This window comes from Microbacterium sp. LWS13-1.2, assembly GCF_040144835.1.
Taxonomy (GTDB): Bacteria; Actinomycetota; Actinomycetes; order Actinomycetales; family Microbacteriaceae; genus Microbacterium.
In genome coordinates this window covers 96,556-119,581 of the sequence record NZ_CP151632.1, presented here as the reverse complement: position 1 = coordinate 119,581, position 23,026 = coordinate 96,556, and the positions used below count along the sequence as shown (strand labels likewise).

The following is a 23,026-nucleotide window of genomic DNA, read 5'->3' as shown; positions in this document are numbered from 1 at the left end:
ATCCGGCGCGCGTGCGTCAGATCTCGATGAACCCCTGATCCAGGATCCGCGTCACGACCCGCTCGGCGGCATGCCCGTCGTCGCGGGCGTTGAACTTCTCGCGCCACTGCGCGTACCGGTCGGCGTAGGCGTCCGCGTCATCGGCGGCGAGCGCCGCGACCAGCTCCTCCTGCGTGCGCACCATCGGTCCCGGTGCGTGTGCCGCGAGATCGAAGTAGAACCCGCGCAGCTCGCCGCGGTAGTGCTCCATGTCGGGCACGAGGAAGTACATCGGCTTGCCGGTCACCGAGAAGTCGAACATCACCGACGAGTAGTCGGTGACGAGGGCGTCCGCGACGAGCAGCAGCAGCGAGGTGTCGGGAAAGCCGGTCACGTCGATCACGCGGGGGCCTTCGGCATCTCTTCCCGGAAGAAGCGTGCGCGAATGGCCGCGCACGAGCACGACGGCGTCGGTCGCGGCGGCGAGCGCACCCGGGTCGACGAAGTCGACGATCTGGTCGCGGTCGTCGCGCCACGTCGGCGCGTACAGCACCACCTTCTCGCCGGGACGGATGCCGAGCGCCTCCCGTGTCGCGGTCCCGTCGCCGCGCGTGAGCACGTCGTTTCGCGGGTAGCCCTCGACCCAGACCGGACGGGTGAGGAACGCATAGGCCTTGCCGAGGATGCGCGCGGCGTACGGGTTCTGGGCGAGCAGCACGTTCCAGCGGCGCGATTCGCGCACCACGGCGGCCATGCGACGCGGGTCGAAACCCGGGCGGTGCAGCGCGAGCCGTTTCAGCGGCGTGCCATGCCACGTCTGCAGCACCACCTGGCCCTTGCGTCTCGCGAACCGCCGTCGCAGCCAGTCGTTGACCACGAGCAGCCGTGCGGCGCCGCGGGCGCGCCACCATTCGGGGCTGCCCTCGATGACGGGGATCGCGCCGTCCGGCACCGCGATCGACAGGTCGACCACGCTCCAGTACCGCGTGACATGGGGCGCTCGGCGCGCGAGCTCGCGATCGATCGCGAGCGGGTTGCAGCTGGCGTTGCGCCCGTAGAAGCTCTCGAAGAACACGGCGTTCTCGAAGCCGGAGGCCGGGCGTGTGGCGTACCGGCGCTCGAGGGCGTCCTGCCCCTCGCCCGAGTCGTACGCAGGATTGATGGGCGGGCTCACGCGCAGCGTCCACCCCTCCAGGGCCGCGCGCAGCGTGCCCAGCTGCGTGACGGGCAGCCCCTCGGGTGGACGCACGGCGCTTCCCTCGGCATCCGCGATCCGCACCTCGTACGACCCCGACGGCAGCGGCAGCTCCGGGCCGCCCCAGCGGGCGGCGCGCAGCGGCAGCGTCGCCTTCCATGTCTTGCCGCGCCCGGTCACGCGTGCGGTGACCCGGGCGCGGGCGCCGACGATCTCGACGGACGCGGGTCGCTCCCCCTCGCCCGCGAGCACCAGAGCAGGCACCTCGTCCGTCGTGAAGCTCGCCTCGATCATCCGGTTCCTTCCCTCGGGCGGGCGTCGTCCGGGCCCCTGCGCCCGGCGGCTCCGCGCAGCGCGTCGGCGATGCCGGCAGCGGGTGCGGGGACCGCTCCGGCCAGGATCGCACGGTACACCCTCTCGGCGTTGCGCCCGTCGTGGAACGCGTGCACGCGTGCGCTGAGTGCGGCGGCGCGATCGACCCGCCGGCCGTGCTCGGCTGCATCGCCGAGGAGCGCATCGAGCTGCGCCGCGGTCTGCCCCCACTCCACCGCGCAGTCGTCGCCCGCGACATCGGCATAGGCGCCATAGAACCCTCGACGCCGCGCGTACTCCTCGACGTCGGGCGCGAGGAAGAGCGTGGGCAGCGGCACCAGTGCGGCGTCGAACGCGAGAGACGAGTAGTCCGTCACGAGTGCATCGAGACCGGGAAGAAGAGGCGTGACGTCGGCCACCAGGTCGCTGCCGAGCGGCAGGACGCGATCGGTCGGGAACGGCGGACGGTACTCGCCCGCGCCGAGCGGATGCGAGCGTACGAGCAGCGTGGCGTCGTGCCGCGTCAGCACGTCGACGATGCTCGTCCACTCGTGGGCGGTCGGCACCGCAGGATCCGGGGCCCCGTCGCGCCAGGTCGGCGCATACAGGACGAATCGCGCCGCCGGCGTCGCCCGCGGCACCGCCCGGCCGATGGCCGCGCGAGCCTCGGCACGGCGGACAGCCGCGGTGCCGCGCGAGAGCACGTCGACGCGGGGCTCGCCGGTGACCGGCACGTCGGCGTCACGCAGCCCGAACGCGGATTCGAGCCGGCCACGCACGAGATGCGAAGCCGCCGGAAGGATCCGGATGCGCCGCGCGGCGCGGCGGTACATCGTCCGCAGCAGCGTCCTGACGACGCCCGCGGCCGGTGTCGCCGCGATCGCACCCGGCACGCGCAGGGTCTCGGGCGAATCGAGCCCGATGCGCTTGAGCGGGATGCCGTGCCACAGCTGCACCACCAACCCGCCCGACACGGCGTACCTGTTCACATCGCCGAAGCCGTGGGTGACGACGATCACGCGAGCGCGCGCCGTGCGCCACAGCCCCTGCAGCGAACGCTTCGGAACGGCACGGATGCCGCGGGCCGCGGCATCCGTCGCCTCCCGCCTCGAGCCGACCAGCCACACCGCGGGGCGATCGTCGGCGGCCGCAACCTCCCACAGGGCGAGTGCGCCGTCGCCGATGCCGACGGCGCACCCGAACACCCATTCATCGGGTGTGCGGGGCACGAGGAGCGTGAAGATGCGTCCTGCGGCATACAGCGGGATCGTCGCGAGCTTTCGCGCATTCCCCGCGCCGAAAGAGAAGGACGCCATCCCGCGAGCCTACCTGCGAGCCCGTGCCCGGGCTCGCTGACTCGCGAGATGGCGTCCTGTGAGAAGAGCTACTGCTGGAGCGAGCCCAGCGTCACTTCCACCGTCTGCGTCTTGCCGTCGCGGACGAACGTGACCTCTGCCGTGCTTCCTGCTGCCACCGCGCGCACCTGCGCGGTGAGGTCGGTCGCGTCGGTGATCGGCACGCCGTTGAAGCCGGTGACCACGTCGCCCGCCTGCAGGCCGGCGTCGGCCGCCGCACCGCCGTCGGTGACCTCCGCGATGTAGGCGCCGGTGATCGTCGCATCTTCGACGGATGCCGCCGGCCTCACGTTCGCGCCGAGCAGGCCGTGCGTCGCCTCGCCGCTGTCGATGATCTCGTCGGTGATGCGCTGGACGATGTCGGAGGGAATCGAGAAGCCCACGCCGATCGAGCCCGAGCCGTCCGAGGACGATCCGCCCGCGGTCGCGATGGCGACGTTGATGCCGATCAGCTTGCCGTCCGAGTCGACGAGCGCGCCGCCCGAGTTGCCGGGGTTGATGGCCGCGTCGGTCTGGATCACCGCGATCGAGATGCTCTCGGTCGCCGTCGTCCCCTGGTCGCCCTGGCCGAAGTCGAAGCGGAACGGGCCCTCCTGGCCGTTCTCCTCCTGCGGCTCCTGGTCCTCCGTGTCGCCGCCGTCGGGCGCCGCCGACGACGCGATCGAGATCGACCGGTTGAGCGCGCTGATGATGCCCTCGGTGACGGAGTTCGCCAGGCCCAGCGGGGCGCCGACGGCGACGGTCGTGTCGCCGACGTTGAGCTTGCTGGAGTCCGCGAAGTCGATCGGCGTAAGGCCCTCGGCGTCGGTGAGCTTGATGACTGCCAGGTCGTAGGTCGGGTCGGTGCCGACGACCTCGGCGTCGTAGACGCGGCCGTCGGAGGTGGTCACACGGATCGCCGCGTCGCCCGTGGCGCCGTCGAGGGTGACGACGTGGGTGTTGGTGACGACGTAGCCGTCCTCGGTGAGGACGACGCCCGAGCCCGTGCCCGCGCCGGACGAGCCCGTCGCAGCGATGGTGACGACGCTGGGCAGCACCTTCGCGGCGATCGCGGTGGTCTGGTTGACCGACTCGGTGTCGTTCACGGTGACGGTCGTGGGGCCTGCGATGGGCGAGGTGCTCGCCGGCGTGAACCAGTTGACGCCCGCGTAGGCCCCGCCGAGGCCCGCCGCGCCGCCGACGATCGCGGCGGCGACGATGAGTCCGACGACCTTGCCGGCCGCCGTCTGCTTCTTCGGCGCGGTGGTCGCCGTCGAGACCGGTGCGGCGCCGGTGGCGCCGCCGATCGGAAGGGTCGGCTGGGTGTCCGCCGGGGTGACGCCGAAGGACGCACCCGGTGCGGGGGTCCCGGGCTGCTGCTGGCCGGCGTACGAGTGGGGGTACGGCGCGGGCAGGCCCGCGTAGCCCTGCGGGCGGGCGTATGCCTGCGCACCGGCGGGATAGCCGGCCGGCGGCGCGGGCTGAGCCCGTGCGGCCGGCTGCACGTGCGACGCGGGCTGCGCGGCCGTCTCAGCCGGCGCAGCCGGGGCCGTGGGGGCGGCAACGGCGGGCGGCTCCGTGGCGGCCGACGGGTCGGTCTCCGGCGCGACCGCAGCGGCGGCCGGAGTCTCCGGCTCGGCAGGTGTCTGCGCGGCGGCCTCCGCGGCCGACTGTGTGGGGACGGCGGGGGTCTGGTCTTCCGGGCGATCGCCCTGGATGTCGCTCATGTTTGCTCCTTCTGCCAAGCACTCACCACTGTGCCCATCGATGCTGTGCGTTTCTTATGTCGGGAGTGGGACTCGCCTATGCAAGAGGGATGAGCCTGCCCGGTACGGTGAAGCGATGCGACAGATCCCCGGAGCTTGGCACCGCACCGCGGCGGGTGCCGGACTCGTCGGCGCCGACGGGTCGATCCACCCCACCATCTTCGCGGAGATGTCGGCCCTGGCGGCGCAAACCGGTGCGATCAACCTCGGCCAGGGGTTCCCCGACGAGGACGGGCCCGCCGAGGTGCTGGAGGCCGCCCGTTCGGCGATCGCGAACGGGGTCAATCAGTACCCGCCGGGGCGCGGCATCCCGGATCTCCTCGCGGCCATCGCGGAGCACCAGGAGCGGTTCTACGGTCTGCACCTGGACCCTGCCCGCGAGGTGCTCGTGACAGCCGGGGCGACCGAGGCGCTCGCCGCGACGCTGCTGGCGCTGCTCGACGACCCCGACGACGAGGTGGTCGTCTTCGAGCCGTACTACGACTCGTATGCGGCGGTGGTGGCGCTGGCCGGGGCGCGCCTGGTGACCGTCCCGTTGCGCTGGCCGGACTTCCAGCCCGCCCTCGACGACCTGCGCGCCGCCGTCAGCGACCGCACGCGCGTGATCCTGGTGAACGATCCGCACAACCCCACCGGCGCCGTCTTCCACTCCGACGTGCGCGACGAGATCGTGCGCCTCGCGGCGCGCCATGACGCCGTCATCGTCACCGACGAGGTGTACGAGCATCTGGTGTTCGATGAGCCGCACGTCCCGCTCGCGACGCTGCCGGGAGCCGAGGAGCGCACCCTGACGATCTCTTCCGGCGGCAAGACCTTCTCGACCACCGGCTGGAAGATCGGCTGGATCTCGGGCCCGGCCGCGCTGATCGACGCCGTACTCGCGGTGAAGCAGTTCCTCACCTACGTCAACGGCAGCCCCTTCCAGCCCGCGCTCGCGACCGGACTCCGCCTGGGCGACGACTTCTTCCGCGGCGTCGCCGACACTCTGCGTGCGAAGCGGGATCTGCTCGGTGAAGGTCTGCGCGCGGTGGGATTCGACGTGTCGACCCCGGCCGGTTCGTACTTCACCGTCGCTGACGCCCATGCGCTGGGAGCGACGGATGCCGCGGCCTTCTGCCGCACGCTCCCCCAGCGCGCCGGGGTCGTCGCGATCCCCCTCACCGCTTTCGCGACGCCCGAGCGCCGGGGCGAGTACGCCACGCTGGTGCGGTTCGCGGCGTGCAAGCGCGTCGATGTGCTCGAGGAGGCGGCATCCCGTCTCGCCCGCCTCGCGTGAGTTCGCCGCTCAGCGCTCCTCGACGCGGAAGCGCCGGAGGGCGAGCGCGGGGTTGACGCGCCGCACGCGCTCGATCGCCCCGATGTCGAGATGCGCCACGGCGACGTCGGTCGACGTGCCGACAGCGGCGAGCTCGACGCCCAGCGGATCGACGATGAGCGAGTTGCCCACGCCCAGGGGCGGCGGGTGGTCCGCTGCGGCGACGAACACCGTGTTCTCGATCGCCCGCGCGTGCAGCAGCGTGCGCCAGTGGTGCTCCTTGAGCGGCCCGCGGACCCACTCAGCCGGGACGACGAAGACGTCCGCCCCGGCATCGACCAGCAGCCGGCCCACCTCGGGGAATCGCAGGTCGTAGCAGGTCATGAGGCCGAATCGGAGTCCGGCGAGCTCGAACAGCTGCGGCGGCGCGGGGTCCCCCGGCTCCACCCAGTCCGATTCGCGCTGACCGAAGGCGTCGTACAGGTGCAGCTTGCGGTAGTGCGCGATCAGCCCTGTCGCATCGACCGCGACGGCGGTGTTGCGCACGCGGCGCTCGTCGCTCGCCCGCTCCAGCAAGCCCGCCACGATCACGACGTCGTGCCTGTGCGCCAGCGCGGTCAGGGCGCGCACGAATGCGCCGTCGAGGTCTTCGGCGTTCTCGGCGAGCGACTCGTCGAACGGGTCGACGAAGTAGCTCGAGTACTCGGGGAAGACCACGACCCGGGCGCCCCGAGCGGATGCCGTCGCCACCAGCTGCGCGATCGACTCGAGGTTGCCCGCCGCGTCGGCAGTGGGGGCGAACTGCGCGACCCCGATCGGCAGGGTGTCGCTCATGGGCGCTCTCCGTTCGTGCGGATCCGGGCGCGCAGGATGGCCGGCGCGATGAGCCACAGCACCAGGATCAGCACGGCCAGCGGAATCAGCGCCCACCAGCCCGCGGACCCGCCGAGGACGACGTCGAACACGAACGCCACCACGCCGACGACGAGCACCGACACGGTCAGCAGCGCCGTGATGAGACATCCGTGGCCGTAGCGGACGACCGCGGACTTGGCGCGCTGCTGGAAGAGGACCCGATGCAGGGCGACAGGGGCGAGCGCCACGATCGAGCTGATCGCGGAGAGGACGACCAGGCCGAGGTACACCGCGCGCTGAGTATCCGACAGATCAACGAACGCGGGCTGGAACGCGAGCGCGAGCAGGAAGCCGGTGAGGATCTGAGTGCCGGTCTGGAGCACGCGGAGCTCTTGCAGCACCTCGTTCCAGTTGCGGTCGGCACGTTCCTCGGGCGTCTCATCGCGACCGTCCACGCGGTCGTCCTGAGGGTCGGTGTCACGGTCGCCGGGCATGGGCTCATCCTGTCGCGCGGGGAGCCGGCACAGCAACCCGCCCACGCCGTGTTCATGAGCACTCGAAACCCGTGTTAGGCTATTCCTTGTGCCGCGGGGTGGAGCAGCTCGGTAGCTCGCTGGGCTCATAACCCAGAGGTCGCAGGTTCAAATCCTGTCCCCGCAACAGAAAACAAAGAAGAGGGCATCCCGCGAGGGATGCCCTCTTCTTCGTTTTCCAGTGAGACCGCTGCCGCGGACCTGCCTCCGGGGTCCCGCGCCGCAGCGGGCGGAGTCACTCGGGCGGATCCATCGCACCGCTCAGGTCGTCGAGGAAGCGCTCGATGACAGAGAGCTCGGACTCGTCGTACCGCATGGCGATCGTGCGCATGGCGCGCAGTCGCTCGCCGAAGACGCGGAAGAATGTCTGCCGGGCCACGTCGGTCAGAACGACGACACGACCGCGGCGATCGGTCGGGTGCGGGAGGCGCTCGACGTGTCCGGAATCGACCAGCCGGTCCAGCAGCTTGGTCGTCGAGGCGGTCGAGATCCTCAAGTGCCGGGCGATGTCGCGGGGGCTCACGGACTGCTCCTGCCGCTCCCGGATGATCAGCAGCCGCAGCGCCGCCACATCGGTGGCATTCATGTCCATGTCGTCCTTCATGCCGCTGTGCATGCGCTCCATGGCGTCGCTGACGGCTCGAATCGACGTGAGCACACGCATCACCGCGTGCTCATGATTCGTCTGCGGCTGCCAGCGCTCGGATCTCATGGACGTTCCCTCCGACCCGTTGTAGCATCGCATAAGAGAAATTGCTAGTTTGGCTAGCAATCCAGAAAGGGAGTGATCGGATGCCCGACACCGACCACGTGGTGCTGCTCGACGACGACGGCAACCCGATCGGAACTGCGCCCAAGTCGAGCGTGCACGGTCCCGACACCGCTCTGCACCTGGCTTTCTCGTGCCACGTCCTCAACAGCGAGGGGCAGGTCCTCATCACCCGCCGGGCGCTGCGCAAGCGCACCTGGCCGGGCGTCTGGACCAACTCGTTCTGCGGTCATCCTCGTCCGGCCGAACCCGTCCTCTCGGCGGTCCGGCGGCACGCCGACTTCGAACTGGGCATCATGCTCACCGATCTCCGGGTGGCGCTCCCTCTGTTCCGGTACCGTGCCACCGATGCGAACGGCATCGTCGAGCACGAGGTATGCCCCGTCTACATCGCGCATACCGACGACGAGCCGGTGCTCAACCCGCTCGAGGTGGTCGACGCCCGCTGGGTCGAGCCCGCGGCGATCGCTGCCTCGCTCGAGGCGACGCCGTGGGCTTTCAGCCCCTGGCTCGTGCTGCAGGCCGAGCAGCTCCACCTGTTCGACGCTCCGTCACGTCAGCGCCGCGCATCATGATCCCGGCGGCGACCGACCCCGACCTGCAGATCGCGATCGACGGGGCGCTGGCGAGGATCCGCGAACGCGCTGTGGAGCTGGGCCCCGCATTCGGCGCGCTGGCGGATGCCATCACCCGCGCCGCCCACGGCGGCAAGCGGCTGCGTCCTGCTCTGGTCACGGCATCCTTCGACGCATGCCGCACCGACGATGCCAACGCCTCGGCCGCCCTCTCCGTCGCGGCAGCATTCGAGCTGCTCCACACCGCATTCGTCGTGCACGACGACGTGATCGACCACGACACGATGCGCCGCGGCGTGCCCAACGTCGGCGGCGAGTTCCGGCTGCGGGCGCGGGACGGCGGCGCCGGCGCGGAGGGCGCAGCGCTTCTCGGCGACGCCGCCGCGATCCTCGCCGGCGACATCCTCCTCCATGAGGCGTTCCGGCTGGTCGCGATGGCGCACACCGATGACGCGACGCGCGATCGCCTCCTCACGCTGCTCGACGACGCCATCCTGGTCTCCGCCGCCGGCGAGCTCGCCGATGTGGAGAACAGCGTCGCGACGCGGCATCCGTCTCGTGGCACGACGCTCGACACGGCCTTCAACAAGACGGCGGTGTACTCGTTCCGCGCCCCGATGCAGGCGGGCGCGCTGCTGGGCGGCGCGGACGCCGAAGCGCTGCGCGTGCTCGGAGACGCCGCCGGACGCCTCGGACTAGCCTTCCAGCTCGTCGACGACCTCATCGGCGCGTTCGGCACGACGCAGCAGACCGGGCGGGACTCCGGGCCGGACCTCCGCGAGAACAAGCGGACGCCGCTGGTGGCGCTTGCGCGGGAGTCCGCCGCCGCCGGACGCGTCGACGAGGCACTGGCGCTGGCCCATACGGGACCCGTGGCGGTGCGCGAGGCGCAGTCCGTCCTCGAATCGAGCGGTGCGCGCGAGCGCATGGTCGCTCTGATCTGCGAGACGCTCGAGGCGGTGCGCGCCGCATCGGACGACCCGGCTCTGCCGGATCGAGCCGGCGACCTTCTGCGCACGCTCGCGGACGGCATCGAAGGGCGGGTCCCGTGAACGACTCGCGCAGCCGCACGGCGACCGGACTCGCGCTGTACGACCGGGCTGCTGCGGATGCCGCTGCCACCGTGATCGCCCGCTACTCGACCTCGTTCGGGCTCGCGTGCCGCCTTCTCGGGCCGCGGCCGCGCCCGCACGTGCGGAACATCTACGCGCTCGCGCGCATCGCGGACGAGATCGTCGACGGGCCGGCCGCCGAGGCCGGGCTGTCGGCGGAGGCCATGGAGGACGTCCTGGACCAGCTGGAGCAGGAGGTGCTCGACGCGACCCTGCGAGGTTTCAGCTCGAACCTCGTCGTGCACGCCTTCGCCACGACGGCGCGCGAATGCGGGATCGGCCCCGACCTGGTGGCGCCATTCTTCGCGTCCATGCGGACCGATCTGCACACGCGCCGGCACGACGCCGCCTCGCACGACGCCTACGTCTACGGCTCGGCCGAGGTCATCGGTCTCATGTGCCTGCAGGTGTTCGTCAACGCGGGCGCGCCGCATCCCGTCGCCCCGTCACCGGAGCTGGTGGACGGTGCCCGACGGCTCGGCGCCGCGTTCCAGGACGTCAACTTCCTGCGGGACCGCACCCACGACGGCGCAGTGCTCGGCCGGGACTACCTGGGTCCCGCCGCCGACGAAGGAGAGCGTGCCGCCATCCTCGATCGCATCGACGCCGACCTCGCCGCCGCCGCCCGCACCATCCCGGCACTGCCGGCGGACTGCCGCCGCGCCGTGACCGCCGCACACGACCTCTTCGCCGAGCTCGCGGCACGCCTGCGAGCGTGCGGAGACGGGGACGCCAGAGTGCGTGTGCCCGACACCGTCAAGGCGCGCCTCGCCGCACGCGCGCTGCTGGGATTCGCTCCACGAGAGGCGCGCGCATGAGCATGCAGGACTCACCGCGACGCGCGGTCGTCATCGGCGGCGGCATCGGCGGGCTCGCCGCGGCGGCGCTGCTCGCCGCGGAGGGCTGGGACACCGCCCTGTTCGAGGCACGCGACGAGCTGGGCGGACGCGCCGGATCGTGGGATCACGAAGGATTCCGCTTCGACACCGGGCCCAGCTGGTACCTCATGCCCGAGGTGTTCGACCACTTCTTCCGGCTGCTCGGAACGACTGCCGATCGCGAGCTCGACCTCGTGCCGCTGGATCCGGCCTACCGCGTCTACTCGGACCCGTCCACCGGTCTCGACCCGCTCGACGTCCGATCCGGACGCGCCGCCGCGACGGCGCTCTTCGAGAGCGTGGAGCCGGGTGCCGGTGCACGGCTGGACGCCTACCTGGACTCCGCGGCCGACGCGTACGACCTCGCCGTCAACCGCTTCCTCTACGACACGTACGAGACGACCGCGGGCCTCAGAGACCCCGCCCTGCTGCGACGGATGCCGCGCCTCGCGCCGCTGCTCACCCGTACGCTCGCGCGCCACGTCGAGAGCCGCTTCACGGATCCCCGGCTGCGTCAGATCCTCGAGTACCCGGCCGTGTTCCTGGGCGGCTCGCCGTACGGCGTCCCGAGTCTGTACCACCTGATGAGCCACCTCGACCTCGACGACCGCGTGCTGTATCCGCGCGGCGGGTTCACCGAGTTCATCCGAGCGGTCGCACGCCTGGCGGAGGCATCCGGAGTCGTCATCGAGACGGGAGCGCGCGTCACGGCGATCACGATCGAAGCCGGCGCAGCGACCGGCGTCGAACTCGCCGACGGGCGCCGTGTGAGCGCCGACCTCGTCGTGTCGGGCGCGGACCTGCACCACACCGAGACGCAGCTCGTCGCCGCTGCCGAGCAGACCTACCCCGAGGAGTGGTGGCGTTCGCGCACGCCGAGCCCCGGGGCGCTGCTCGTCATGCTGGGCGTCGAGGGCACGCTGCCGCAGCTCGCCCACCACACGCTGCTCTTCGCGAACGACTGGCGCGCCGGCTTCGACGACATCTTCGGCTCGCATCCGCGGATCCCCGATCCCGCTTCGCTCTACATCTGCCGCCCGAGCGCCACGGACCCCCACGTGGCGCCTCCTGAGCACGAGAACCTCTTCGTGCTCGTCCCCGTGCCCGCGGACCCCAGCCTCGGGCACGGGGGCATCGACGGGGACGGCGAGCCTCGGATCGAGACCGCCGCCGACCGGGTCCTCGCGCAGATCGCGGATTGGTGCGGCATCCCGGATCTGGCGAGCCGCATCGTCGTGCGCCGCACCGTCGCGCCGGGCGATTTCGCCGACGACCTGGGAGCCTGGCGCGGCAATGCGCTCGGCCTCGCCCACACCCTGCGTCAGAGCGCCGTCTTCCGTCCCCGCAACGCCTCCCGCAAGGTCGACGGCCTGTCGTACGTGGGCGCGTCGACCCTTCCGGGCATCGGCCTGCCGATGTGTCTCATCTCTGCCGAGCTCGTCGTCAAGCGGCTCCGCGGCGACCGGTCTCCCGGTCCTCTCGCGGAACCTGCGAGAGTGTGACGGTGCCCGGAATCTACCTCGCGGCGATCCTCGCCTCCACCGTCGGCGTGCTGCTGATCGATCGACGCTGGCGGCTCGCCGCGTGGGCGGCGCCCGGCCGGACGCTGGCCGCAGCCGGCATCGGCACGGCGTTCTTCCTCGTCTGGGACGCCGCCGGCATCGCGGCGGGCGTCTTCGTCAAAGGCGACAGTGCGCTCCTTCTCGGGATCGACCTCGCACCGCACCTCCCGCTCGAGGAGCCGTTCTTCCTGGCCTTCCTGAGCTACCTCGCGCTCGTGGCCTGGGCGGGCGCGCAGCGCATGCTCGAGCGTCGCCGGACGGATGCCTCCGCCTCACCGTCGGAGGCGGCACCATGACCTATCCCCTCATCGTCCTGCCGTTCCTGGCGATCACGGCGGTCCTCGCACTCCTGACGGCACGGAGACCCGGCTTCGCGGGGAGGATGACGGCGTCTGCCATCGCCGCCGGCATCCTGGTCGTCCTGACCGCCGTGTTCGACAACCTGATGATCGCTGCGGGTCTGTTCACCTATCCCGAATCGCTCATCTCGGGGGTGCGGATCGGCCTTGCTCCGATCGAGGACTTCGCGTACCCGGTGTGCGCGGCGTTCCTCGTCCCCTCGGTGTTCACGCTCCTGGAGACCGCACGGCCCCGGCGGCAGGAGGCACGACAGTGACCGCCGCACCGTCGCTTCGCGCCGGCGCCGTCGCGCGGCAGCTGCTGATCGCCTCGCGGCCGGTGAGCTGGATCAACACCGCGTACCCGTTCGCCGCCGCGTACCTGGTCACCACGCGTCAGATCGACGCGACGCTCGTCATCGGCACCCTGTTCTTCCTGGTGCCGTACAACCTCGCGATGTACGGCATCAACGACGTGTTCGACTACGAGTCCGACCTCCGCAACCCTCGCAAGGGGGGCGCGCACGGTGCCGTCCTCGACCGCCGCATGCACCGGGTGACGCTGTGGGCCGCGGGTCTGCTGTGCCTCCCCTTCGTCGCGTATCTGCTGGTGGTCGGCTCACCGGCGTCGTGGCTGGTGCTCGCCGCGAGCCTGTTCTTCGTCGTCTTCTACAGCGCACCGCCGCTGCGCCTCAAGGAGCGTCCTTTCCTGGACTCGGCGACCAGCAGCGTCCACTTCTTCTCCCCCGCCGTGTACGCGCTGGTCCTCGCCGGCGCGACCTGGACCCTCCCGCTCGCGGCGCTGATCGTCGCCTTCGCGCTGTGGGGCGTCGCCTCCCACGCGTTCGGAGCGGTTCAGGATGTCGTCGCCGACCGGGAGGCGGGCATCGCGTCGATCGCGACGGCACGAGGGGCGCGCTGGACCGTGCGCTTCGCGCTCGCCTGCTACGTCGCGGCCGGCATCGCCATGCTGGCGACGACCTGGCCCGGACCCGTGGCCGCGGTGCTCGCGATCCCCTACCTCGTGACGGTCTGGCGGTACCGCTCGGTCACCGACGCCGAGGCGGCCACCGCCACCGCGGGCTGGGGGCGCTTCCTCTGGCTGAACCAGCTGTCGGGCTTCGTGGTCACGCTGCTGCTCATCTGGTACGCCGTCCTGACCGGCTGAGCCCGACCACGACCGCCGTACGGCCCGGGGTCCCGCACGCTGCCGCCCCGACGCCGCACACATCCGCGGAAGGACCGTCCAGCTTCCGCTGGACGGTCCTCACGTGGATCCGGCCTACTGCTCGCCGAGTTCGATGAGCTTCTCGATCGCGGCGGTGAGCTGCTCGTCGGCCACGCCGTACGCGGCCCAGTCGCCCTGCTCGAGCGCGGTCTGCCGGTCGACCAGCGCCTGCTGCGCGTCCTGCAGCGCGGCCTGGTACTCGTCGGTCGGCTCCTCCGGCGTCGTGGGCTCCGTGGGCTCGGTGGGCTCGGGCGACGGCTCGGGTGCGGGGGTCGCGCCGGGCGTCGGCTCGACGTCGTTGTCACCGGCGTCGGCGCCCGAATCGCCGCCGAACAGCGTGTCGAGCGCCTCGGTCAAGGTGTCCTCGAACGCGATGTCCGTGCCGAACGAGACCAGCACCTTCTGCAGCTTGGGCAGCTTCGTCGCGCCGGACGACTGCACGAACACCGGCTGCACGTAGAGCAGACCGCCGCCGACGGGCAGTGTCAGCAGGTTGCCCTTCAGCACGTCCGAGTCGCCCTGCTTCAGGATGTTGACGAACGACGACACCTCGGGCTGCGAGTCGAAGTCGTTCTGCACCTGACCGGGTCCCGAAACCGGCGTATCGGCGTCGATCACGAGCATCCGGAGCTTGCCGAAGTCGTCGCTCTTCACGCCGGCTTCACTCCCGGCGTTCGAGTTGACGGCGAGGTAGCCCATGAGGACGTTCCTGGCGTTGCCTCCCGTCGAGGAGGGGATGAACGACGTGAACATCGAATACGTCGGCGCCTCTTCGCCCGGCATCTGCATCGTCAGGTAGTAGGGCGGCTGCAGCGCGGCATCGTCCTGCGGGTCGTTCGGCGTCTGCCAACGGTTGTCGCTCTGGTAGAACGACCGCGCGTCGTCGACGTGGTAGACGCCGAGGATCGTGCGCTGCACCTTGAAGAGATCCGTCGGGTACCGCACGTGGCTCATCAGGTCCGCCGACATCTCGCTGATCGGCTCGATCGTCGACGGGTACACCTTCTGCCACGACTGCAGCACCGGGTCTTCCTCGTCCCACGCGTACAGCTTCACCGACCCGTCGTACGCGTCGACGGTCGCCTTGACCGAGTTGCGGATGTAGTTGATGTCGTCCAGCGCGAAGCGCGGCGCGGGGTTGCTGGAGTCCGAGATCGCCGACGTGAGGCTGACCGTCGACGAGTACGGGTAGTTGGCGCTCAGCGTGTAGCCGTCGATGATCCAGACGATCCGGCCGTCGACGACGCTCGGGTAGGCGTCGTTGTCGAGCGTCAGGTAGGGGGCCACCTTCTGCACGCGCTCGCGGGGGTTGCGGTCGTAGAGGATCTGCGATTCCGAGTTGACGTAGTCCGAGAACAGGATCTGCTCCGCCTGGAACTTCAGCGCGTAGACGAGGCGGTTGAACACGTTGCCGAGGCTCGGCCCGCCGTCGCCCTCGAAGGTCGTCTTCTGCTCGCCCGAAGCTGCGTCGCCGCCCTCCGGGTAGTCCAGCTCGGCCGGCGGGGTGCCCTCCGGGGCTCCGACGATCGAGTACGGCGGCGAGGACTCGCCGAAGTACACGCGTGGCTGGAAGTCGTCCTGATCCGTGAGGAAGCCGCTGGCAGGGATGCCGCGCTCCAGGAAGACCGGATCGCCGTCGCCGGTGCGGTCGTTGCCCTTCGCCACCACGATGCCGTAGCCGTGCGTGTACACGACGGCGGAGTTCTGCCAGTCCGCGGCGTTGCCGAGCTGGTCGAGGTTGAGCTCTCGGACCGACACCACGGTGTCCTGCGAGACGCCGTCCCGCTCGTAGCGGTCGACGTCCAGCGGATCGGCGAACTGGTAGTACGACCGGTACTGCTCGAGCTGGCGCACGTTGGGCGAGATGATCGCGGGATCCATGATGCGCACCTGTGCGGTGGTTGCCGCGTCGTCGCGCAGCTGGCCGGGCTCGGCATCCGTCACCGCCGCGAAGTCCTCCTGCTCGAGGCTGGAGACGCCGTACGCCTGATGCGTCATGTCGACGTTGCGCTGGTAGTACTCCTCTTCGAGCGTGAAGCGGTTCGGCTGCACCTGGAACGTGTTGACGACCCACGGGTAGCCGACGCCGACGACGATCGCCGACACCACGAGGAGGGCGGTCGCGATGAGCGGGTAGCGCCAGCGGCCGATGACGGCGGTGACGAAGAACAGGATCGCGACGATGACCGCCACGATGGCGAGGATCGTCTGCCCGGGGATGATCGCGTTGACGCCGGTGTAGCCGGGGCCGGTGATGCGGTCGTCCGCGCCGGACTCGACGAGCGTCTTGTATCGGTCGAGCCAGAGGCTCGCACCCTGCACCAGGAGGTAGAGGCCCGCGATCACCGCGAGCTGGATGCGCGCGGACTTGGAGATCCGCAGCTCGCGCTGGCCGACCCGCACCGAGCCGTACAGATACGACACGAGAGCCGTCACGAGCAGGCAGATCAGCAGCACCGCCGACGCGAAGCCGATGAGCGAGCTCCAGAACGGCATGGCGAACATGTAGAAGCCGGTGTCGAGGTGGAACTCAGGGTCGGTGGTGTCTGTCGCGACGCCGTTGAACCACAGCCACGTCGTCTCCCACTGGGCGGAGGCGGCGAAGCCCGCGAAGAAGCCGAAGAAGACGGGGATGCCCCACATCGCGAGGCGTCGCAGGGGCTCGACGACCTCCTGATAGCGGTCGAGCTGCGAGCTCAGCCGTGCGTACACGGGGCGCAGGCGGTAGGCGAGCTGGATCGACAGCCACACCGGCACCGCCATCCCGAGGAAGCCGACCACGAACATCACCACACGGGCGACCCACTGGGTCAGCAGCACCTCCGTGAACCCGAGCTGTTCGAACCAGAGCCAGTCCGCGTAGAGGCTCGCGAAGACGAAGAACGCCACCACCAGGGCGGCGATGATCGCGAGCGTGATGGCGATGACGCGTCGGGTGCGGGAGGGTGTGGCCGGGGTCGGCGACGAGGTCGTGGTCACCGTCCCATCCTAGGCGGCGGATTCAGGGCGGCCGCCTAGTCCTCCCTGGACGAACTCTCGGAATCGCGCAACGTTTCGGGCACGATCCGCCGGCGTCACTCCGCCGTGCAGGTGGGCAGCGCGTCGAAGTCGCCTCCATCGCGCACCGCGTCGAGCACGGCGAGCGCGTCGTCGAGGTCCTCGACCGAGAAGACCCGCAGATCGCCCGGGATGTGACCCACCACCTCGTCGCAGTTCGCTTCAGGCGCGAGGAACCAGTCGGCGCCAGCATCCACCGCGCCCCACATCTTCTGACGGATGCCGCCGATCGGCCCGACCTCGCCGTCCGCGGTGATCGTGCCGGTGCCGGCGACCTGCTCGCCGCCGTTCAGCTCGTCCGGGGTCAGGGTGTCGATGATGCCGAGCGCGAACATCATCCCCGCACTCGGGCCGCCGACGTTGTTGAGCTGGATCGTGACGTCGATCGGGAAGTCGTAGTCGGTGATGAGATTGACCCCGAGCACCCACGTCGTCTCACCGCTCTCGTCGGTGAGCTCCTGCGGTGTCACCGAGACCGTCTGCTGCTCGCCGCCGCGCTCGATGACGAGCTCCACCGGCGCGCCGTCGCCGTCGTTGATGACCCGACGGAGGGTCGAGACCTCCGTCACCGCCTCGCCGTCCGCCTCGAGGATCATGTCGCCGTCCTCGAGGATGCCCTCGGCGGCAGCTCCGTCGATGACCGAGTAGACCGACAGCTGCGCGCCCACGTCGTAGCCCAGCTCGGTGAGCGCGGCCGCCGTGGCCTCGTGCTGCGAGTCGACCATCATCTGGGCGCTCTCCTCGCTGCGCTCCTCGGGGGTCTGGTCGGCGGGGAACACCGAGTCGATCGGCATGACCGCCCGGCTCGGGTCGAACCACGCCATCGCGAGCTCGAACCACGACGGCGTGTGCTCGCGGTTGCCCTGCACCTGCACGGTGAGCAGGTCGAGCGTGCCGTCGGTCGGGAAGGTCTCCGCGCCCTCGACCGAGATGAGCGGCACCTCCTCGCCGTCGGCGTTCTCCGCGGAGCCCAGGGTGTTGTAGACCGGCCCGGGCCGCTGGATGACGTACGACGTCGGCAGGAACGTGATGATCAGGAGCACCACCATCGCGACGGCGAGCGCCCACACGCCGGCGACGGTGCGGCGCGACATCCGCTGTCGCGGGGCGGGCTCGATCGTCGTGTTCTCGTCGAACAGGGCCACGCGGGACCTCTCTTCCGTGCCTTGTCGTTGGATGCCGGGTCGTTCGCGACCGGCGTAAGGCGTTCGGGTCCCTGCCGGGGGGGGTGCGACGGATGCTGCGACTAGCGTAGAGCGCAACGTCATCGACCGGCTGAAAGGCGGCTGAAGTGGCAGACGACGACACTCCTGGCGACGGGCCCAGCCCCGAGGACGACTTCCAGGAGCTCATCCGCCAGTTGTTCGGCGGTTCCGCGGGCGACTTCGATCCGGAGCAGCTCTCGCGACTGTCGGGCATGAACATCGATCCCGCGATGATGCAGGCGGTCATGCGCCAGCTGCAGGGCGCGTTCGAGAACGCCGACGAGAGCGGCATCTCGTGGGACATGGCGAAGCGCCAGGCGCTGCACATCGCCAACCAGGAGGGGCTGGGCGTCACCGCCGGCCAGCGCACCGACCTGGATCAGGCGTTCTCGCTGGCCACCCTATGGCTGAGCGAGGCGACCACGATCTCCGAGCTGCCCGCTCCCCCGGTGACGCTCACGCGCGGCGCCTGGGTCGAGGCCACCCTCCCGGTGTGGGAGGAGCTCGCCGCACCTGTCGCGACGAGCATCGCCGATGCGCTGACCACGGCGCTGAGCGAGCAGGCTCCCGAAGACATGCAGGGCCTCGTGCAGGGCGCGGGACGCCTCATGCGGACGGTGGGCGGGTCGCTCTTCGCGTCGCAGCTCGGCCAGGTCGTCGGCAACCTCTCCAAGGAGGTCGTGAGCGGCGGCGACGTCGGCATCCCGCTGATGCCGGACGGCGAGGCGGCCATCCTCCCCCAGAACTTCGCCGACTTCGGGCGGGACCTCGAGGTCCCCGACGACCAGCTGGCGCTGTATGCGGCCACACGCGAGCTCGCGCACGCGCGCCTGTTCCGTCACGCACGGTGGCTGCGTCTGCACGTCATCTCGCAGGTGACCGACTTCGCGCGGGGTGTGCACGTCGACACCGACGCGCTCCAGGACCTCGCCACGCGGTTCGACCCGTCCGAGCCGGAGGAGCTCCGCAAGGCGATCGAGAGCGGCGCTCTGCTGCCGGCGCGCTCGGAGGCGCAGGACGCCGCCCTCGCGCGTCTCGAGAACCTGCTGGCGACCATCGAGGGCTGGGTGGAGGTCGTCACCGAGGATGCGACATCGCGCCTGCCCGCCGCGCAGCGCATCGCGGAGGCGGTGCGCCGTCGCCGTGCGGTCGGCGGGCCCGCCGAGCGCGCGCTGGGCTCGCTCGTGGGCCTCGAGATCCGTCCCCGCCGCATGCGTGAGGCTGCGGCGATGTGGCGTGCCGTGACGGATGCCGTGGGTCCGGCGGCGCGCGACGCACTGTGGGACTACCCCGACCTCATGCCGGCCGCCGCCGACATCGACGACCCCGCCGCGCTCGTGGCCCGCCTGGAGGCGCGGGCGCGGGGCGAGGAGCCGGCGCACGACGAGATGGACGACGCTCTCGCCCGTCTCCTCGCCGGTGAAGAGCCAGGGGCGCCCGCTGACGGGGGCGAGTCCGACGGTGCGGCGCCGGCGACCGAGGGCCCGTCCGACGGTCCCTCGCCGGATGACGCGTCGGACGAGGACGACGGGGGCAGCGCTCCCGACGATCACCGACCGGTGTGACAGGTGCGGTCTGGAGCCCCTCCTCCCCAGCCCCACGAAACCCGGCCGGCCGAGGGCCGCGCCTGTGGATACCGGTCGAGGATGACGTCGCGTGCGGCAGGATCGGGCGCATGCTGCGACTCGACCCTGCGTATCCGCCGGTGTGGCGAAGCGACACCGCCATCCAGTTCGGCTCCGAGCCCGTCGCGATCCTCGACGATCCCGAGCCGTGGCAGCTGCGGGTGCTGCGCGAGCTCGAGCGCGGGGTCCCCGACGGCGCGTTCGTCCCCTTCGCGCAGGCGCTCGGCGCTCCGGACGCCGCCGCGGCCGGCCGGTTCCTCACACGCATCCGGCGTGCGCTGACGACGGATGCCGCAGCCCGGCGCCGTGTCGCACTGCACTGCGCGCCCGACGTGCCCGAGCACCATCGCGATGCCGTGGGCACCGGTCTCTCGGCGGCGGGCTACGACGTCGACGTCGCCCACCGCTTCGACCCGGTCGACCGCGCCGGCCCCGACACTGCTGCGGTGGTGTTCGTGGTCCACCGCCTTGTCGCGCCCGGTGCGTCCGCAGCACTGATGAGCGCCGACATCCCCCACGCGCCGGTGGCGCTCACCGGTTCGGGGGCGGACATCGGCCCCTTCGTGGAGCCCGGGCGCACCGCCTGCCTCGCGTGCGTCGCCGCACAGCGCCGCGACGACGATCCGTCCTGGCCGGCCGTCGCGGCGCAGCTGCTCGGTCGCCCGGTCGAGACGGAGCCGGCGGTGCTGTGGGAGGCGGGGATCGTGGCGGGTCGGCTCATCGCGGAGCGCGCGCGGAACCCCTCGGCGTCGCGGACGCGGTCGGTGAGCCTGCGCGCCGGCTCGCTCCACCGGAACGTCCGATCGCACCGCCCGCACGCAGAGTGCCGCTGCCGATCTCTCGCAGGAACCGCGACGGCTGCCGCTCCCGTACGCCTCGCGACCAGGTCAGCGACAGCGTTCGCCCAGCCCGCGTGATGCCCACGTACGCCAGGCGCCGCTCCTCGTCGACCTGTTCGAAGGTCGTCGCGTACGAGATCGGCAGCAGCCCTTCCGCCACGCCGATGAGGTGCACGTGGTCCCACTCCAGACCCTTCGCCGCGTGCAGCGTCGCCAGGGTGACCGTGCGCATCGCCGGCTCGTCGTGCACCTTCGCCCGAGCGGTGAGCTCGTCGGTGAACGCCCGCAGGGTCGTGCCTTCAGGAGCCTCCTGCGCCAGGCGGAGCAGCGCGGCGCGCGCCTCCCATGCGTCGCGCAACGCGCCGCCGGCCTCGGGCGGCTCGTCGGTGAGCCCCCGGGAGCGCAGGATGTCGCGCACCGTGTCGACGAAGCCGCTCTCGATCGGCGCGACCGACGCCGCACGCAGCTCCATGACCGCCTGCCGCACCTCCGGCATGTCGAAGAAGCGCCGCCCGCCGAGCACGCTCGTCGCGATGCCGGCGTCGGCCAGCGCCGCGACGAGCTCGGCCGACTGCGCGTGCGCGCGGTAGAGCACCGCGATGTGCCCGGGGTCGGCGCCGGCCGCGATCTGCTCGGTGATGCGCGTCGCGACGGCGCGCGCCTCGGAGCGGTCGTCCTCGAACGCGGTCACCGTGGGAACAGGCTCCTGCGCGGCGGTCTCCGTGGACAGCCGCGCGGCCGGGGTCAGGTGGAGGGCTCCCGGGCGCCCGCGCATCAGCTCGTTCGCGACCGCCAGGATCGGGGCATCCGATCGGTAGTTCGTCTCGAGCCGGACCAGGCGCGCGCCCTCATGCCGCGACGGGAAGTCGAGGAGGAACGAGGCATCGGCGCCGGCAAACGAGTAGATCGTCTGGCTAGCGTCGCCCACCACGCAGATGTCGCGCCGGTCCCCGAGCCAGAGCTCGAGCAGTCGGTTCTGCAGCGGCGAGACGTCCTGGAACTCGTCCACCGTGAAGTGCCGGTACTGCTCGCGCACGGCCTTGGCGACCTGCGGCTCGGCTTCCAGCATGCCCGCACAGGCGAGCAGGACGTCCTCGAAGTCGAGCTGCCGCCGCTCGTCCTTGAGCTTCTCGTACGCGTGCTGCAGCGCGACGACACGATCCACGCCGAGTCGGCCGACCCCGTTGGGCCGTGCCGCGACGTAGCCGTCGACGCTCAGCATCGAGACCTTCCTCCACTCGATCTCGGAGGCGACGTCGCGCAGCGTCGCCACGTCGGGAGAGAGCCCGATGCTGTCGGCCGCGTGCGCGAGCAGGCGCACCTTGTTGTCGATGATCCCCGGGGCGCTGTCGCCGGCCAGTGTCGGCCAGAAGAAGTTGAGCTGCGCGAGCGCCGCCGCGTGGAAGGTGCGTGCGGCGACGCCGCCGACGCCCATCGCCCGCAGCCGCCCCCGCATCTCGCCGGCCGCCTTGGTCGTGAAGGTCACCGCCATCACGCGTCCCGGTGAGTACGCGCCGGTGTCGACGCCGTGGGCGATGCGATGGGTGATGACGCGGGTCTTCCCGGTGCCGGCGCCGGCGAGCACGACGACCGGCCCGCGCAGCGCCGTCGCCGCCTCCCGCTGGTTGTCGTCGAGCCCCGCGAGCACGTCAGCGGTCATGCGCGCTCCGCGTGCCAGTCGGCGATCAGGCGATGCGCGATGGAGGCGGGACCGGGCAGCACGACGTCGCCCTCGCCCGCGAGCGCCCGGCCGATCTCGTCGCGGGTGAACCAGCGCACGGCTGCGATCTCATCGCCGTCGGCCTCCGCCGCACCGTCGTCGAGCGCCGCAGCCAAGAAGCCGACCATGAGCGAACGGGGATATGGCCATGCCTGCGAACCGCGATAGGTGACGACGCCGACCTGCACGCCGGACTCCTCGGCCACCTCGCGCCGCACCGCGCCTTCGAGCGACTCTCCCGCTTCGACGAAGCCCGCGAAGCACGAGAACCGGTCGGCGCCCCACAGGGCGTTGGAGCCCAGGAGCAGGAGGTCGGGGTCATCGGCGCTCGTGATGGCGACGATCACCGCGGGGTCGGTGCGCGGGAAGTGCTGGCGTCCGCAGTTCGGGCACCGGCGCGACCAGCCGGCGTCGCCGAGGACCGTCCGGTGGCCGCACGCAGGACAGAACGGGGCGTCCAGCAGCCACCGTCCGAGGCTCAGTGCCTCGACGAAGGCGCCTGCCTCGGCTGCCGAGAGCGCCGCACCCGCCGAGCGCAGACCCGCCCAGCCCGCCGGAGCGGAGAAGAGTTCGTCATCCTGGGTAGGGAACACCGCGGCCAGCAGCGCGCCACCGTCGTGGTGCCGCCCGAGGAAGGCCCATTCGGCATCCTCGGGCACCTCCGCGGGCGCCCGCCACAGCAGCGCGTCAGGCGCGGCCAGTGGGGCCGAGTCGCCCGCGATCACGAGCACGCGCGTCGCAGCATCCGTCTTCAGCGCATCGATGAGGCCGGGGGCGAGTCGCTCCTCGGCCGCGCGGTCGAGGCCCGGGCGTGCCAGCGGAGGAAGGCTCGTACTGTCGGGCGCCGTCATCGAACATGCTCCGCTTCGTCGTTCAGGGCCGGGCGTGG

General features: G+C 71.3%; 19 protein-coding genes and 1 tRNA gene. 10 read left to right on the top strand and 10 right to left on the bottom strand.

The genetic code is table 11. The annotated features are described in order from the left end of the window. Nucleotides 1–16 precede the first annotated feature (16 nt). From MRBLWS13_RS00540 to MRBLWS13_RS00530, 3 genes are all read right to left on the bottom strand, one after another. Nucleotides 17–1,468: a CDP-glycerol glycerophosphotransferase family protein gene (locus MRBLWS13_RS00540; protein ID WP_349427150.1), complete on the bottom strand. Its 1,452-nt coding sequence runs from the start codon at nucleotides 1,466–1,468 to the stop codon at nucleotides 17–19. Further along, nucleotides 1,465–2,802: a CDP-glycerol glycerophosphotransferase family protein gene (locus tag MRBLWS13_RS00535; protein ID WP_349427149.1), complete on the bottom strand. Its 1,338-nt coding sequence runs from the start codon at nucleotides 2,800–2,802 to the stop codon at nucleotides 1,465–1,467. The genes MRBLWS13_RS00540 and MRBLWS13_RS00535 overlap by 4 nt, the downstream gene beginning before the upstream one ends. A gap of 68 nt (nucleotides 2,803–2,870) precedes the next feature. After that, complete coding sequence (locus MRBLWS13_RS00530) at nucleotides 2,871–4,547, bottom strand: trypsin-like peptidase domain-containing protein (protein WP_349427148.1); 1,677 nt, start codon at nucleotides 4,545–4,547, stop codon at nucleotides 2,871–2,873. Between the two features lie 115 nt (nucleotides 4,548–4,662). Between MRBLWS13_RS00530 and MRBLWS13_RS00525 the strand changes: the two genes are divergently transcribed. Then, a complete protein-coding gene (locus MRBLWS13_RS00525) occupies nucleotides 4,663–5,862 on the top strand; it encodes an aminotransferase class I/II-fold pyridoxal phosphate-dependent enzyme (RefSeq protein ID WP_349427147.1) in 1,200 nt (399 codons plus the stop codon). 9 nt (nucleotides 5,863–5,871) lie between these two features. Here MRBLWS13_RS00525 and MRBLWS13_RS00520 read toward each other — a convergent pair whose 3' ends face one another. Next, nucleotides 5,872–6,675 carry a carbon-nitrogen hydrolase family protein gene (locus MRBLWS13_RS00520; protein ID WP_349427145.1) on the bottom strand — a complete coding sequence of 268 codons (804 nt, stop codon included), beginning with the start codon at nucleotides 6,673–6,675 and terminating at the stop codon, nucleotides 5,872–5,874. Continuing rightward, on the bottom strand, nucleotides 6,672–7,190 hold the full coding sequence (locus MRBLWS13_RS00515; protein WP_349427144.1) for a DUF6328 family protein: 519 nt from the start codon (nucleotides 7,188–7,190) through the stop codon (nucleotides 6,672–6,674). Before MRBLWS13_RS00515 ends, MRBLWS13_RS00520 begins: the two co-directional genes overlap by 4 nt. Nucleotides 7,191–7,282: 92 nt before the next feature. On the opposite strand from MRBLWS13_RS00515, the gene MRBLWS13_RS00510 reads away from it, so the two are divergent. Continuing rightward, a tRNA-Met gene (locus MRBLWS13_RS00510) sits at nucleotides 7,283–7,356 on the top strand. 108 nt (nucleotides 7,357–7,464) lie between these two features. Here the strand turns inward: MRBLWS13_RS00510 and MRBLWS13_RS00505 are convergent. Continuing rightward, the gene (locus MRBLWS13_RS00505; protein ID WP_349427143.1) at nucleotides 7,465–7,941 is read right to left on the bottom strand and encodes a MarR family transcriptional regulator; all 477 of its coding nucleotides are present in this window, start codon (nucleotides 7,939–7,941) and stop codon (nucleotides 7,465–7,467) included. An 80-nt stretch (nucleotides 7,942–8,021) separates the two neighbouring features. Here MRBLWS13_RS00505 and idi point away from each other — a divergent pair, with 80 nt between their 5' ends. Genes idi through MRBLWS13_RS00470 form a run of 7 tightly spaced genes read left to right on the top strand, consistent with a single transcriptional unit; the run spans nucleotide 8,022 to nucleotide 13,631 of the window. Beyond that, a complete protein-coding gene (idi, locus tag MRBLWS13_RS00500; RefSeq protein WP_349427142.1) occupies nucleotides 8,022–8,573 on the top strand; it encodes an isopentenyl-diphosphate Delta-isomerase in 552 nt (183 codons plus the stop codon). Continuing rightward, complete coding sequence (locus MRBLWS13_RS00495; protein ID WP_349427141.1) at nucleotides 8,570–9,625, top strand: polyprenyl synthetase family protein; 1,056 nt, start codon at nucleotides 8,570–8,572, stop codon at nucleotides 9,623–9,625. The genes idi and MRBLWS13_RS00495 overlap by 4 nt, the downstream gene beginning before the upstream one ends. Then, nucleotides 9,622–10,503, top strand: a complete 882-nt coding sequence (locus tag MRBLWS13_RS00490; protein WP_349427140.1) for a squalene/phytoene synthase family protein — start codon at nucleotides 9,622–9,624, stop codon at nucleotides 10,501–10,503. Before MRBLWS13_RS00495 ends, MRBLWS13_RS00490 begins: the two co-directional genes overlap by 4 nt. Continuing rightward, nucleotides 10,500–12,065, top strand: a complete 1,566-nt coding sequence (gene crtI / locus MRBLWS13_RS00485; protein ID WP_349427139.1) for a phytoene desaturase family protein — start codon at nucleotides 10,500–10,502, stop codon at nucleotides 12,063–12,065. The genes MRBLWS13_RS00490 and crtI overlap by 4 nt, the downstream gene beginning before the upstream one ends. A gap of 2 nt (nucleotides 12,066–12,067) precedes the next feature. Then, a complete protein-coding gene (locus tag MRBLWS13_RS00480; protein ID WP_349427138.1) occupies nucleotides 12,068–12,421 on the top strand; it encodes a lycopene cyclase domain-containing protein in 354 nt (117 codons plus the stop codon). Then, nucleotides 12,418–12,741 (top strand): lycopene cyclase domain-containing protein, encoded by a 324-nt coding sequence (locus tag MRBLWS13_RS00475; RefSeq protein ID WP_349427137.1) that lies wholly within the window; start codon nucleotides 12,418–12,420, stop codon nucleotides 12,739–12,741. The genes MRBLWS13_RS00480 and MRBLWS13_RS00475 overlap by 4 nt, the downstream gene beginning before the upstream one ends. Further along, nucleotides 12,738–13,631: a prenyltransferase gene (locus MRBLWS13_RS00470; protein ID WP_349427136.1), complete on the top strand. Its 894-nt coding sequence runs from the start codon at nucleotides 12,738–12,740 to the stop codon at nucleotides 13,629–13,631. The genes MRBLWS13_RS00475 and MRBLWS13_RS00470 overlap by 4 nt, the downstream gene beginning before the upstream one ends. A 114-nt stretch (nucleotides 13,632–13,745) precedes the next feature. Here MRBLWS13_RS00470 and MRBLWS13_RS00465 read toward each other — a convergent pair whose 3' ends face one another. Continuing rightward, nucleotides 13,746–16,670: a UPF0182 family protein gene (locus MRBLWS13_RS00465; RefSeq protein ID WP_349427135.1), complete on the bottom strand. Its 2,925-nt coding sequence runs from the start codon at nucleotides 16,668–16,670 to the stop codon at nucleotides 13,746–13,748. 95 nt (nucleotides 16,671–16,765) lie between these two features. Beyond that, nucleotides 16,766–17,893 (bottom strand): S16 family serine protease, encoded by a 1,128-nt coding sequence (locus MRBLWS13_RS00460; protein ID WP_349427134.1) that lies wholly within the window; start codon nucleotides 17,891–17,893, stop codon nucleotides 16,766–16,768. A gap of 146 nt (nucleotides 17,894–18,039) precedes the next feature. Here MRBLWS13_RS00460 and MRBLWS13_RS00455 point away from each other — a divergent pair, with 146 nt between their 5' ends. Further along, the gene (locus tag MRBLWS13_RS00455) at nucleotides 18,040–19,518 is read left to right on the top strand and encodes a zinc-dependent metalloprotease (RefSeq protein ID WP_349427133.1); all 1,479 of its coding nucleotides are present in this window, start codon (nucleotides 18,040–18,042) and stop codon (nucleotides 19,516–19,518) included. A 777-nt stretch (nucleotides 19,519–20,295) separates the two neighbouring features. On the opposite strand, the gene MRBLWS13_RS00450 is transcribed toward MRBLWS13_RS00455, so the two are convergent. Together MRBLWS13_RS00450 and nudC are read right to left on the bottom strand one after the other, a co-directional pair. Next, the gene (locus MRBLWS13_RS00450; RefSeq protein WP_349427132.1) at nucleotides 20,296–22,077 is read right to left on the bottom strand and encodes an ATP-dependent helicase; all 1,782 of its coding nucleotides are present in this window, start codon (nucleotides 22,075–22,077) and stop codon (nucleotides 20,296–20,298) included. Next, nucleotides 22,074–22,988 carry an NAD(+) diphosphatase gene (gene nudC, locus MRBLWS13_RS00445; protein WP_349427131.1) on the bottom strand — a complete coding sequence of 305 codons (915 nt, stop codon included), beginning with the start codon at nucleotides 22,986–22,988 and terminating at the stop codon, nucleotides 22,074–22,076. Before nudC ends, MRBLWS13_RS00450 begins: the two co-directional genes overlap by 4 nt. Between the last annotated feature and the right edge of the window lie 38 nt (nucleotides 22,989–23,026).

Excerpts from the sequence above, each read along its gene's own strand:
- MRBLWS13_RS00515 (WP_349427144.1), bottom strand. The coding sequence starts at position 7,190 with ATGCCCGGCGACCGTGACACCGACCCTCAGGACGACCGCGTGGACGGT.
- MRBLWS13_RS00450 (WP_349427132.1), bottom strand. The coding sequence starts at position 22,077 with ATGACCGCTGACGTGCTCGCGGGGCTCGACGACAACCAGCGGGAGGCG.
- MRBLWS13_RS00525 (WP_349427147.1), top strand. The coding sequence starts at position 4,663 with ATGCGACAGATCCCCGGAGCTTGGCACCGCACCGCGGCGGGTGCCGGA.
- MRBLWS13_RS00530 (WP_349427148.1), bottom strand. The coding sequence starts at position 4,547 with ATGAGCGACATCCAGGGCGATCGCCCGGAAGACCAGACCCCCGCCGTC.
- MRBLWS13_RS00520 (WP_349427145.1), bottom strand. The coding sequence starts at position 6,675 with ATGAGCGACACCCTGCCGATCGGGGTCGCGCAGTTCGCCCCCACTGCC.
- MRBLWS13_RS00535 (WP_349427149.1), bottom strand. The coding sequence starts at position 2,802 with ATGGCGTCCTTCTCTTTCGGCGCGGGGAATGCGCGAAAGCTCGCGACG.
- MRBLWS13_RS00540 (WP_349427150.1), bottom strand. The coding sequence starts at position 1,468 with ATGATCGAGGCGAGCTTCACGACGGACGAGGTGCCTGCTCTGGTGCTC.
- MRBLWS13_RS00495 (WP_349427141.1), top strand. The coding sequence starts at position 8,570 with ATGATCCCGGCGGCGACCGACCCCGACCTGCAGATCGCGATCGACGGG.
- MRBLWS13_RS00505 (WP_349427143.1), bottom strand. The coding sequence starts at position 7,941 with ATGAGATCCGAGCGCTGGCAGCCGCAGACGAATCATGAGCACGCGGTG.
- idi (WP_349427142.1), top strand. The coding sequence starts at position 8,022 with ATGCCCGACACCGACCACGTGGTGCTGCTCGACGACGACGGCAACCCG.
- MRBLWS13_RS00475 (WP_349427137.1), top strand. The coding sequence starts at position 12,418 with ATGACCTATCCCCTCATCGTCCTGCCGTTCCTGGCGATCACGGCGGTC.
- nudC (WP_349427131.1), bottom strand. The coding sequence starts at position 22,988 with ATGACGGCGCCCGACAGTACGAGCCTTCCTCCGCTGGCACGCCCGGGC.
- crtI (WP_349427139.1), top strand. The coding sequence starts at position 10,500 with ATGAGCATGCAGGACTCACCGCGACGCGCGGTCGTCATCGGCGGCGGC.